The organism is Streptomyces sp. NPDC002054 (assembly GCF_040296685.1).
Lineage (GTDB): Bacteria > Actinomycetota > Actinomycetes > Streptomycetales > Streptomycetaceae > Streptomyces.
In genome coordinates this window covers 168468-181005 of record NZ_JBEOXT010000015.1, presented here as the reverse complement: position 1 = coordinate 181005, position 12538 = coordinate 168468, and the positions used below count along the sequence as shown (strand labels likewise).

Sequence of the window (12538 nt, the reverse complement as noted above, 5' to 3'; positions counted from 1 at the left end):
GTGTGCGCGCTCTGCGACTTCCCGGCCGAAGGGTCGCCAGCCGTAGAACGAGGCAAGAACTGCTGAGACGGAGGCAGTAGCGGCAGCACCGAGTGCTGCCGCGTTGCTCATCCGCGCTGGTGTAAGCGCTAGGAGCCGGTTCCGCGATTGTGCTGCGGTATCGGCGCACTGTGCGGACCAGAGCTCTAGAACCTGCGTGAGGCGGGCAAACAGCGCTGCCAGGCAGGCGAAGAAGGCGTAGACGGAGAGGAGACCCAGAGCGATGCGTTCGGGGATTGCAGGAGGGCGTCCATCTGCTGAGTACGACTCCCCGGTTGCAAGCATGATCATCCCTCCCGCCAAGACGAATGCGAGGAGCGAAAGGGTGAAGACAGTGAAGCCGATGTCGGCGTAATCTTCGCTGAGAGCTTCACCCTGGGGAGGGCCACCAAGCTGCGGTGTTGAGGGTCGGCGCCGTTGTGGAGGGAGGATGATGTTCACGATGTTGCCGATCAGGTCCCGGCCTACGAAAGTCCCCGATCCGCTGTTGTGCTGGCTCTTGTGCTCTGGTTCGTCTGGGCTTCTCTCGGTCACTGGGATGTGCCGTGGTGATTGATAGTCAAGTCGCCGACGTGGTCCCGGCCGATGAATGTGCCTGAGCCGGTGTTCTGCTGGTTGTAGGTGCTGCTGCCGGCAGTGGCGAGGGTGGCGAACTCTACGAGTGCGTCGGGGTGGGAGACGAGATGGGCATAGATCTGAGCGGCCAAGCGCTCGATCCGCTGCTCATAGCTGGCCATCGGGTCGCCGATCAGGGCGACCACTGTGCTCTGTTCGTCTGCTGTGCCACGACGGAAGAGGTGAGCGATTCGGCTACCCGCGGCAGCGCCTGTCGCAGTGATTCCTCCGGCAAGAAGTGTCCCGGCGGCACCCGTTGCGATGTCCAGATACTCGGCAGCGCCCATGCGTTCGTCTCCCCCTGTGTCCACAAGCAACGCGCGAGCAACCTACCCTGCGGCCTTGGTCGACGTCCTGAGAGTGGTGAATTTTGTTCGCCACCCGTCACGTCTCAGGCGGCAAGGCCCACGTCCAGGATCTTGGCGGCTTTGCCGATGGAGCCCGGCATGAGGTGGCGGTAGATCTTGAAGGTGATGTCGAGGCTCTTGTGGCCCATCCATTCGGCGACGTCGGTGATGGGGATGCCGTTGGTGAGGCAGTTCGAGGCGAAGAAGTGGCGGAGGCTGTAGATCACCATGCCGTCTGGGACGTCGACCTGGTCGGCGCGCTTGATGCGCTGCCACTGGTTCTGCAGGTAGTAGGCCAGGAACGGCCTCGTGGGGTCCATGGGGTGGCGGAGGAGGTAGCCGTCGACAGTGCCGTGTTTGTCGGCGTACCACTCGATCGTCTCGCGGACGCGGGCCGGGAGGGGGACGTCGCGGTAGTCGGTGGGCTTGCGGTGTTTGAGGCGGCCGTAGGTCTTGGTGGTCTGGTTGACCTGCTCCGTGATGCGGTAGACGTCGCCGGCGACGAGGTTGTTGAGGTTGACGGCAAAGGCCTCGCCGTTGCGCACGCCGCAGCCACTCATGAGGTCGGCGATCAGGAGGAAGCGGTCGTCACCGGCGGTGCGTATGTCGCGGAGCTGGGCGGGGGAGGGGATGACCGCGCGCTCCGGGTCGTACTGCGGGGGCTTCACGCCCAGGACGGGGTTCTCTGTGAAGATGCCGAGGCGGTACGCGTCCAGGAGGACGGACTTCACCTTGTCGAAGGCGTTGGACTGGGTGGCCAGGCCAGCGCCGTTGCGTTCCATGGTGCGGATGAAGCCGTCGACGACCTTGTGGTCGAAGGTGCTCATCCGGCGGCTGCCGAGCGTCGGGAGGATGTGGTGCTCGAGGAGCGACTCCAGGGTGCGGAGCGAGGACTCAGCGAGGTCGCGCTGGCCGGCCTTCCACTCTGCGGTGTACTCGCGGAACTGCATCGCGCCGTACTTCTGGATGCGCTCGGCCTTGCTCTGGCTCCGGGGAGCTGCCTTCTTCTCCTGGTAGACCGTGGTAAGGCGGGCGATCGCCTTCTCCTGGGTGGAGAAGCCGGCTTCTTCGGTCTGCTTTCCAGCCGCACTGCGGTAACGGATCTTGTACTCGTGGGGGCACTTCGACCAGCGGGACTGTGGGTGCTCGCAGTCCTTGTAGAAGGTGCCCATGCCGTGGGCGAGCGACTTCGTTGCCATGCGGTGCGGGACTCCTCGGGCGCCAATGCTGACCTTTTGCTGACGCCGAAGGGTCCAATACGTTCCTGACCTGCACGAAGACGGATATCTCGTGTTACGTTCTGGAACTGGATCGGGCGCAGCAACGAGGAGATCGTCCAGGCCCGCCAGGACTGGATGGAAGGCACCCGCTTCGGCGAAGTGAAGGGCTACGACGGCCCCCCGATCCCCGCTCCGCAACTCCCGCCGGGGCCGCTGAAGGCACGGGGTCGGGTGCGCTGACCTGCGCCAGCTGGGGTCAGCTTTGCCCATACCAATGCTGACCCAATGCTGGGAGATTCCCGATTCGGCCAGTGAACGTCTGTTTCGCGCCGGTTGGGGCGGATCCGGGTGTCGGGTTGTCCGGTAAGTGTTGTCCTGGAGGGGCTGCGCCCGTCGGGGCGAGCGTTCGGACAGCGTGAACAGGGGGTCTTCAACGATGGCTTCTCTGCACTACGACGTACTCACCGATCCGGCTCCGCTCCAGGTGCCGGTCGCAGGCGAGGAACGCCAGGGGTCGGTCCACATCGTCGTCTCGAATCCGACCATGGACGAGGTGATCTGGTACTCCATAGAGATACGGGTGCCCTGCGGCCAGGCGGACGGTGACCTGACGGCGGATCCGAAGACGATCACCGCGCGGGTCGAGCGGAACACCGCGACGAAGAAGGGGGAGGAGCCGATCGTCGCCTGGGACGACACCACGGGTGTCCTCACCGTGACCGCCCAGCCGAACACGCTGTTCCAGGAGGCCGGCTCCATGGCCCTGGTCCTGGACGGCTTCCCCGTCTCCAGCGCGTCGGGACTGGTACTGCTGCGCGTGACGGAGCGGGCGGCGAACGGCGCCAGGGTGCAGAAGAACCCCGTGACCCTGAGCCTGCTGAAGCAGCTGCCCAAGGTGCCGAGCAACTTCCGTGCACAGCAGTCCCTGGTGGCCGGAGGCCAGGACGTCGTCCTGCGGTGGGACGGGCCCGACACCCTCACGTACTGGATCCAGGGTCCGGACGGCCCTCCGGAGACGGTCACGCCGACGCAGGGCGCAACCGGCTGGCAGTGGTCGCCCGCGGCGGGCCAGGAGCCGAAGCGGGACGCCACGTACACCCTGATTGCCACCTCCCCGGGCGGGCAGCAGCCCGGGTACTTCCTCACCACCACCGTCCACCTGCGCAGCCCCGAGTTCGAGAGCGTCACCGCGACGACCGGTATCCACAGCCCGTGGGTCGAGGGCACGGCGGACAAGGGCCGGATCGTCTTCACCCCGCAGGGCGCCCAGATCCGCGACGCGGCGGGCGGCCTCGGCACCCTCTCGGCCACCAAGGCCGACGTCGAGACCGTGACCGCGGCGTGGGTCCGGGGGCGCGAGAGCGATGCCGGGTGGATCGGGTTCCCGTCCGACGGGATCAGGGTCGGCCGCGGCGGCGGAAGCGACCTGGGAACCGTCACGGCCGACAAGATCAGCGTGAACGGCATCAACACCCAGTGGGTGGGGGACCGAGACTCGGGCAAGGGATGGGTCGAGTTCCCGCAGTCGGGAGTGAACGTCCGCAAGGACGGAAAGCAGGACTGGGGAACCGTCGCCGCCGACCTGGCGGACCTGAACGGCATCAACACGAAGTGGGTGCAGGGCCGCACGGCCGCCGACGGATGGATCGAGTTCCCGGCCTCCGGGATGAACGTGTTCCAGGGCGCCGGGAGCCGCCAGTGGGGGACCGTCGCGGCCGGCAAGGCAGACCTGAACGACCTGGTCACCCACCGGGCCCAGGTCAAGGAACGTCTCACCCTCCAGGGCGGGCTGACCGTCGACAATGTGCTGGAGACGCAGGACGGCCCGCCGCGGCTGATCGTCCACGGCCGCCTGGATGCCGAGGGCGAGGTGAAGGCCAACCACACGGTCACTGTCACCGGAGACCTCACCACCCTCGGCATGCTGCGCGTTCAAGGTGAGTCGCGCTTGCAGGGGAAGGTGAACGCCGGCGCCCATCTGTCGGTCCGTAACGGGAACGACTGGATCATGCACACGAACGACGGGAAGGTAGCGATCAACGGCGACCTGCGCGTCCACGGGGCATTCCGCTCCGATTCCTGATCAGGTTGCCAAGCAGGCTGCGCGACGGGCGGTCGAGGGTAGGTTGCATCACCCGCCGCCCGTCACGCAGGAAGGCCGGACCGAGGAGGCCGCCGCGTCGTCGAACCGCTGCCAGTGGCGGACGGCATCGCCCAGCCAGTACATCGCAGGCCGTCGGTGGTCAGCATGGCGCTGCTGATGTCGGATACGAGCGTTGCCGCCTGGTCCAGAGGCCGGCGGCCGACGATTCGCCCGTCCACCTCGCGTCGAACCAGCGCAGCAGATCCAGCCCGTAGGAGCGGGCGGTCGTCTCCAGCCGACCGGAGGCTTGAAGGTCGCGGAAGAAGGCGGCGTCCCGGCGGGGTCACGGACGGCAGGCGCCTCCTCGGCCGATGGCGATCAGGCGGTCGCCGTACCAGGCCAGGGCGGGGGTCTCCAGGGTGCGGTACTCGTCCACCGGGGCCGCTGCCGTCCAGGTCGAGCCGTCCGAGGACCGCAGGTGCAGTACGCCCTCGGAGTCGGGGAACAGCATGTACAGCGTCGGCCCCGCGACCGCGAGCCGTACGCTGTTGGAGGCCCGCACGTCCTCCGTCCTCTGCGCGGTCCAGGTCTTGGGCGGGCCGTCCTTGGGGCGCGACCGTGTCCACACACGGCCGTGGAGGGAACGGAAACAGCACGTCAGGTTCCCGTTCCACAGGACGAGTTCGGGGGTGTGGACCAAGAGCTGCGAACCGGAGGCGTCGCTCTGCCACTCGCCCTGGGCGTCGCGCCGATGATGGACTGGGACCAGGCCGATCACCATCTTCCGCAGCACCGCGTGCAGAGCGGTGCCGTCCCAGCAGAGCGAGACCCCGCCGCCCATGGGGGCGGCCATCGCCGAAGCCGCGCCCCAGGACGTTCCGTCGCTGCTGGTACGGGTGAACTGCTCGCCGCCGGGGGCCTGGTAGGCGCAGATGAGCGAGGTGCCCGCGGCGGTCAGCGCGACCGGCGCCACCGCGGCCGGACCGGGGGAGTTCGGCAGGGTCCGCCAGTTGCGGCCCCCGTACTCCGCCCATGTCAACTGCTCACTGTCGTAAGGCCGGAACAGGAGATGGAGTTTCCCGTCACGGACGGCGATCGCGGGCGCGGCGGCGGCAGGGCCGAACGGCAGCCGGACCGGCTCGCTCCAGCGGCGCTGCCGAGGGTCGAAGCTCCGCATGGACAGTTCCGGCCGGTGCTCCAGCCGGGTCGCAGTGAACGTCGGCACGGTGTGGGTGCGGGCCGCGAGCCGGTCCGTGACGACCCCCCGGGTCGCGGTCAGGGTCGGGACCACGACATCCGGCACGGCGACGGTCACCCACACCGAACGCACCGCCTCCGCCTCTCCGGAACCGGACGAGGAGGTGCCGTGCAGTTGGAAGAGAGTGTCCTGGGTGATGTTGTGGGCGGTGAAGCCGTCCCGGTCGGTGACGGAGATGTCCGCCTTGCCGTAGCTCAGCCGAAAGGTGCCGTTCGCCGCCTGCCAGCTGAGGGCGACACTGCCGCCGTACGCGACGCGCAGGGGGTCTGCGCGCAGTTCGCCCAGGCTGAAGGCGGGTGGGAACTTCGGTACGGGCAGCCTGACGGTCTCCGTACTCCAGGGGTCCTCGCTGGTGTCGCCGGGGACCCGCCAGCGCACGGTCACGGTCAGCTGGGCGCGCCCCTCGACACGGTTGACGGGGACCTTGGCGATCGACAGCGCGAGACCGTTCGCCTTGTCGATCTCGGCGAGGCCGCCGGGCGGGGTGAACGTCACCGCCCCGGAGGCCGCGACCGTGGCGCCCCACCCGGCCGGGTTGGTGGAGGCCGTCATCCCGGTGGTCTGGGCGGCCAGCGCGGTGGCGCCGGTGCCGACGGGCACGGAGACGGTGATGCCGCCGCACTCGATCGGGCGGGCGGCGCGGCGGGTGAGGACGAGGGTCAAGTCCGCCAGGCGGTACGCACCGGAGGCCGGGGACACCTGGGCGGGGAAGGGCGCTGTGGACAGCGTGTACAGCAGTTCCACGCCGGCTTCCGGCCAAGCGGCGGCCGATGAGGCTTCGTCCGGAGCGGCATCGGGTGCCGCGATGTCGGTGGTCATGACGGGTCTCCTCCTCGGCGGACGCGGTTGCGGGGACGGGTGCGGGTACGGTTCAGAACAGCCACAGCCGACCCCCGGTCGCCACCAGAGCCGGGTCGTGGGAGTAGATCCGGTCGGAGGCCGGCGACGGACCGGTCCATGCCGTGCCGTTGTAACTCATGAGCTGGGCGCGGCCGGAGACATCGCGGTAGACGCAGTACAACCGGCCTTCGTGGACCGCGAGCGAGGGCGGGCCCGCGGGCGCCGGCCCGGGTGGCAGCGCCGCGCCCGCCACCCACTGGGAGCCGTTGTAGTAGTTCATCCGATGACTGCCGTTGGAGGGGTACACGCAGACCATCCGGCCGTCGAACGCCGCGAGCGCCGGAGCGCCGGTGGCCGCGACTCCGGACATCCGGGCCCCCTCGGACCAACTGGCCAGTTCGTTGTTGTGATGACGCCGCCTCCAGTACAGCGGAGGCATATCGGTGCGGTCGGTGACCGCGAGGAACAGCGAAGCGCGGTTCAGGTCGGCCAGGGCGGGGCGGAACCGGGTCGTGACACCACCCGGAGCGGGTACGGGATCGCCCCATTGCCCGTCCAACCGCATCTGGCGGGTCATCACCTGGGTGTTGTTCCCGCCGCCGCGATAAACGGTCCAGAGCAGGGGCAGGGGCAGGGGCAGCTGCGGCGGCACGTCGACCATGAGCGCGACGGACGGATCGGCACCCGGGCCGACGGGTTCCTCGACGCGGGTCCACGCGTAGCCGTCGAACGACGACCACACCAGGTCCGATCCGCCGAGCGGCTGGTAGACCAGCTCTACGTACGGGTGGAGCTCGGACTCCACGGGCTGTCCCGTGGTGTGCGAGTACAGCGCCGGGGCGCCGACCGGCAGTGCGCTCCGGATCCAGTGACTGTCCTGCCATCCGAACTTGTCGGTACGGTGGGCTTCCGGGAGTGCGGGCAGCCGCTGCGGGAAGACGAGCGGGGTGGTGGGGGAGGCCGCCGGGCGGATCTCCCCCACCTGCAACGTCCCGCGAACGATCACCCGGCCCACCGACTCCACGGGGCCGGAGACCTGCACCAGCACGGTGAGCGTGCGCTCCACGCTGCCCGCGCCCTCCTGCGCGACCGCCCGCAGATGGAAGAAGGTCGTCTGCCTCATGTCGGGGACGGTGACCGAGGACTGCCCGGTCACGGGGTACGACTCACCGTCGTAGTACAGCGTGAGGTGGGTGGCGGCACTCGCGTCCCAGCGAAGGGTGACCGAGCCGCCCTTCGGAACGCTCTGCGGCTCGGCGACGAACGACCGCAGATGGAAGCCGAGCGGGAACTTGCCGACCCCCAGGCCGGTGGTCTGCGACTGCCAGTCGGCCGTGCCTGGCGTGCGCCAGGAGGCGCTGATGTCCACCTGGCTGAGTCCGACGCGCTGGTTGACCGGCAGGCCCATCACCTGGAAGGTCACACCGGTGTCGGGCCCGAACTCCGTCTGCGCGGGGGCGCCGGGCCCGGGAGCGAAGGTGAGGGTGCCGGCCGACGCGTTCACCGTCCCCGTCCAGCCCGCCAGGCTGATCCGCCCGGTGACGCCGGTCAGGCTTGAGCACAGGTCGTTCTCGCCGGCGCCGACCTTCAGGGTGATCGTGAACGACCGGCATTCGACGGGTGCCTCGGCGGCCAGCGAGGCCACCACGATCAGGTCGCCCTTGGCCGGGGCCCCGCTGGACGGGGAGACCCGCAGTGGGTCCGGGTGGACGGCGAGATCGAAGTAGAGCGGATCGGTGTCGGCGGCGCTGGCCCGGCCCGACGGTGGAGCCGTCACGTGGCGGACGAGTGACATCAGACCTCCTCGGCGGTGGGCTCCGGCACGGCTGCCGCGCTCTCCGCGATCGGTGGCGCGATCCTGATCCGGTCCAGAGTGTGGCTCTCCAGCCGGTCGGTACGGAGAGCGCCCGTGACGACCAGGTTGTTCACCTCGAAGTCCGGGTCGGCGACCCCGACGATCGTGCCCAGCGTCAGCTCGGCCGCCCCGTGGCTGCCGCGCAGATAGAACACGGTCGTACGGCGCATATCGGGCACGGTGAACTCGCTGCGCGCAGTGACGTCGTACTGCACGTTCTCGTGCAGCAGATGCAGGGTCGCGCCGTCGGACGCCTGCCAGCGCAGCTCGACGTCCTCGCCGTTGTTCACCACGGCTCGCGAGGGGGTGAAGTCCCGCAGGGAGAAGCCGGGCGGGAACTTGCCGACCTCGAAGATGGTCCTGCCGGTGCCCGATTCGTTGTTCCAGTACGCGGTGACGGTCACCTGGGACGAGCCGGTCGCCTTGTTGACGGGGATGCGGTCGAGGGTGACGGTCAGGCTCGTGCCGGGTCCCACCAACTCACCGCCGGAGGACGGCATGAAGGAGAAGGTGGACTGCTGCACTCCGGTGTACCTCCAGCCGGAGCGGTCGACCGAGGGCTCCACTCCGGTGAGCGAGGAGGCGAAGTGGGGGGAGTCGGCCCCGGCCAGGACCTTCACGGTGATCTCGGTAAGGGTGATCTTCTCGCCGTCGGTCACCGACCCGACGGCGGTGATCTTGGCGTACTCGGTGTCTCCGGTTCCGGGCGAGACCCGCACCGGCTCGGGAACGGTGTTCAGTCGGAAGGCCATGCGGCTCTCGGCGGCGCGTGGCGCGCCCGCCGGGACGTACTCGGTCATGGTGAGGTTCCTCGTGACGTATGGGGACGGTGGACGGGGCGGGGTGACGGGCGTCAGCCCTCGCCGTCGCGGCTCGCCCCCGCCGCGTCGTCCAGCACCATGAATCCGCTGCGGATCCGGGGCCGGACCCCCTGGGGCCACACCGCCGGGTCCGGCGCCGACATGGGCGAGCGGGGCCATGCGTCGCCGTCGCGCTCGGCCCACGACCAGGTGCCGGTGGCCGTCGCCGGATGCGGGGCCAGCACGGTGTCCGAGCCGGAGGTACCCGGCTCGACGGGAGCGAGCAGCGGGCCCGCCCGGAAGGCCACAGCCATGGCCGCGACCGCCTCGTCCGTGAACTCCTGTGGCACGAACACCTCACCCACCGGCAGGATCTCGGTCGTCGCGTGCACCGAGGCGCGCGCGTCCAGCAGGAGCGTCACTTGCGCCCGGGGGCCGTCGAACGACAGCTTCAGCCGTTCCGCGGTGTCGATCCACCGCAGATAGCCGTCCTCGCCGGGATTCAGGGCGGTCTCGATGTGGTCGTAGTCGTCCCCGCGCACATATCCGACCAGGCCGTCGTCCAGCTGGGCGGCCTCGCCGAGCCGCACGCGCCACTCGTAGCCCCCCAGCTTCGGTTCCGGCTGGTCGAAGATGGTCTGCCAGTGCACGTCCCTCCGGGCGGGTCCGCACAGTTCCAGGCCCAGTTCGGCCCGTACGAGGGCCAGCGGGCGTCCGAAAAAGTAGGCGAGGCTCGCGTCGTCCGGGCCGTCCGGGTCGATTCCGGCGAGCGAGGCGTCCAGGTGATGGCGCAGCGCGTCGAAACCGGTGGGGCCCTGCCGGATCACCCCGGCGAGGAAGCCGTGGGCGTGGGGGGAGAGGTCTGCGAGGCCGGCGAAGTCCGGGACGGGCGAGCCCGGCAGCGGATTCCAGTCGACCACCTGCTGTCCGCCGGCGCCGACGACGACCCGGACGTCACCGAGCGCCGTGCCCTCGGGCCCGTAGCACGCGATGGACCGGTCGAGCCGGTTGTGGATCAGCCAGGCGCACACCGGGTTCGCTCCGGCGGTGACGTCCACCTCCCGGCCGGTCTTCCCGTCCACGAAGTGGAAGGCGAGCTTACCGGGCTGGAGCAGCCGCGGGCCCAACTGCGCGAACCGGTCCTGCTCGATCTCGCCGACTTCCTCGTCGGGCACGAACGTCGCGGGCCTGGCGAAGTCGAAGTGGCGCGGGTTGTCGATGAGATTGACGGCCCGGCCGAACCGGTCCACGACGGCGAGACGGGTGAACTCCAGCTGCCCGGAGCGCAGTTCCTGGAAGTCGCTGGCCTCCCAGTCCTCCCACTCCTCCTCGGGAAAGTTCCCCGGCCGGGGCTTGCCCTGGTCGCCGTCGGCGATCAGCGCGCCGAGCGTCCCGTCGGGCCGCAGCCCCGAGCCGATGATCCGCTGGCCGATCTGCGCGGAGAGCCCGTCGAGGCGCTGCGAGAGCTCGTCGGTCTCACGGAGCCGCGAACGCAGGGAGCGGATCATGTCCTGATCGAGGTCCGTGCGGCCGTTGGCGTATGCGGCGAGGCGGCCCTCCGACTGGTGCCCGCTGGTGGGGGTGAGGATCTGCCGGCCGGAGGCAGGAATGCGGTGGGTGACGGTTCCGTTGCCCGTCCAGCGGTAGCGGGTGCCGTCGAAGCGCCAGTTCTCGGTGCCGTCCGGCTCCTGGAAGGGGATGGCCACGTAGTCCGCCTTCCAGGCCAGATACAGCGGCTGCCAGGGCTGGACCCATGCCGCCGTTCCGTATTCGGGCAGCGCGCCCTCGGCCTGCGCCAGGTCCAGGCCCTGGGCGCGGGCCCGGTCCAGGATGAAGAACTCGGCCAGCAGCCGGGGGACGAGGGCGGGCAGCCCGGCCGTGTTGACCCGGGCGACATCTGCGGCCACCGTCAGTTCGGTGACCGGGCCGACCGCTGTGACCAGGCGTTCCTCGGTGCGGCAGGGCAGGAGCGAGTCCCGGTCCAGGGGCGCGTGGAGCTTGGCTCCGCGCAGCAGGACGACCGGGTCGCTGGACTCCTCGTACGGGGCGAGCGGGACGCGCTGGAGAACGCGGGACGCGCGCATGCCGTGTTTGGCGGCGTGCCGCAGCGCCTCGGCGTGGAGCTCGTCCTGGTCCATCGACCAGGGCAGGTCGGCGCGCTTGGCGGTGACCTCGGCGGTCAGCTCGGCGACCTTCTGGGCGGGAGATCGCGCCACCTCGGGGTTGAGCTTGGATTCGATCTGCTCGGTGAAGAAGGCGGGCTTGTCGCGCAGTTTGTTCAGCGACCAGAGGTGGAAGAGGTGCTCCTGAGCGCTCCGCAACTCGCGTTCGAGGGAGTCCAGTTCGCGCTGCGTGGCGTTGAGGTCGGCGACGACGTCCGCTTCTGCGGCCCGTTCGCGGGCCGCCTCGGCGGCGGAGAGCGGGGGCAGGGCGTCCGGGTTCCCGCGGTCCACCACGCGCCAGGCGAAGCCGCCCGGCACCGGGCCGAAGCCGGAACGGTGCGCGGCCCGCGGCGGGAACAGGTCCCCGTCCGTACGGTCGAGCTGCTCGAGGCAGCCGAGGGCGAACGCCTCGTACAGTCGGGCCTCGTCGGCGTGCAGCGCGCCCGTACCGCCGTACTGGTCCGCCACCGCGGCGGACGCCTCGGCGGTGGAATTGCCGATGCCGACGGCCACCTCTTCGGGGTGCGGGTTGGTTCGGGCGGGGACGGGCCCGCTGGGCTGCCAGTCGACGCCGAGCACGCTGCCCGCGTAGAGCGAGCGTCCGGGGGTGCCGTAGCCGGGCGGCAGAATCCATTCCAGCTCGGCCATGAGGTCGCGGAACTCGCCCTCGCCGCGCAGGGGGTCGCTGTCCTCCTGCGCGTACCAGCCGATCACCCGGTAGCTGACCCGGGCGTCAGTGGTCACGTCCTCCAGCGTGTCGTGGATGGAGAGCACGTTGGTGTTGTACGGCTGGTAGACGGAGAAGGTCAGCAGGCCGGGGCCGAGCGCGGTGAGGAAGGGGTCGCGGCGGTCCGTCGGCTCCCGCCAGGGCGAGGAGGCGGTGAGCTCGTGCTTGCGGCCGATTTTGGTGGAGGTGGCCGTGGTGGTGTGCGGGTCGAGATAGGAGACGGTGCCCGTGGCGCCGAGATGGTCGCTTTCGACCAGCCAGCTGCGGATGCCGCCGTCCCAGCGGCGGGTCACCAGCCAGCGGTTGGGGACCAGCGGGAAGTCACTGATGCCGTCTTCCGTCTCCTGGCCGTGGGCCAGGCCGGACGGCAGCTGCCACATCACGTACGCGCCGAGCCGCTCCGGCTTGTCCCGCCAGACATCCAGGCCCTCGAACGCCGGGGGCTCCGGCGTGTCATTGCGCGAGGCGAAGGTGAGGAAGCTGGACTCCCAGCGGTGCATCACGTACGAGTCGTCGGTATCGCGCACTTGGGGGTTCACCGCGAACGCGGCGACCTCGACAGGCACCACCAGGGTGTCGTTCAGCGCCATGG

General features: G+C 69.8%; 7 protein-coding genes and 1 pseudogene. 2 read left to right on the top strand and 6 right to left on the bottom strand.

Annotation, left to right across the window (positions count from 1 at the left end; all coding sequences use genetic code 11):
* Window positions 1-569 precede the first annotated feature (569 nt).
* Together ABT123_RS16715 and ABT123_RS16710 are read right to left on the bottom strand one after the other, a co-directional pair.
* Window positions 570-941: a hypothetical protein gene (locus ABT123_RS16715; RefSeq protein ID WP_351314338.1), complete on the bottom strand. Its 372-nt coding sequence runs from the start codon at window positions 939-941 to the stop codon at window positions 570-572.
* A gap of 104 nt (window positions 942-1045) precedes the next feature.
* Complete coding sequence (locus ABT123_RS16710; RefSeq protein WP_502970976.1) at window positions 1046-2173, bottom strand: tyrosine-type recombinase/integrase; 1128 nt, start codon at window positions 2171-2173, stop codon at window positions 1046-1048.
* Between the two features lie 120 nt (window positions 2174-2293).
* Here ABT123_RS16710 and ABT123_RS16705 point away from each other — a divergent pair.
* Window positions 2294-2461: pseudogene (locus ABT123_RS16705) on the top strand (pirin); the annotation flags it as partial.
* 196 nt (window positions 2462-2657) lie between these two features.
* Window positions 2658-4304 carry a hypothetical protein gene (locus ABT123_RS16700; protein WP_351314332.1) on the top strand — a complete coding sequence of 549 codons (1647 nt, stop codon included), beginning with the start codon at window positions 2658-2660 and terminating at the stop codon, window positions 4302-4304.
* Window positions 4305-4647: 343 nt separating this feature from the next.
* On the opposite strand, the gene ABT123_RS16695 is transcribed toward ABT123_RS16700, so the two are convergent.
* Genes ABT123_RS16695 through ABT123_RS16680 form a run of 4 tightly spaced genes read right to left on the bottom strand, consistent with a single transcriptional unit; the run spans window position 4648 to window position 12536 of the window.
* Window positions 4648-6381, bottom strand: coding sequence for a hypothetical protein (locus ABT123_RS16695; protein WP_351314329.1), 1734 nt, complete (start codon window positions 6379-6381; stop codon window positions 4648-4650).
* A gap of 52 nt (window positions 6382-6433) precedes the next feature.
* Window positions 6434-8197 (bottom strand): hypothetical protein, encoded by a 1764-nt coding sequence (locus tag ABT123_RS16690; RefSeq protein ID WP_351314326.1) that lies wholly within the window; start codon window positions 8195-8197, stop codon window positions 6434-6436.
* A complete protein-coding gene (locus ABT123_RS16685) occupies window positions 8197-9057 on the bottom strand; it encodes a hypothetical protein (protein ID WP_351314323.1) in 861 nt (286 codons plus the stop codon). The genes ABT123_RS16690 and ABT123_RS16685 overlap by 1 nt, the downstream gene beginning before the upstream one ends.
* Before the next feature lie 53 nt (window positions 9058-9110).
* Window positions 9111-12536, bottom strand: a complete 3426-nt coding sequence (locus ABT123_RS16680) for a hypothetical protein (RefSeq protein WP_351314321.1) — start codon at window positions 12534-12536, stop codon at window positions 9111-9113.
* Window positions 12537-12538: the final 2 nt, after the last annotated feature.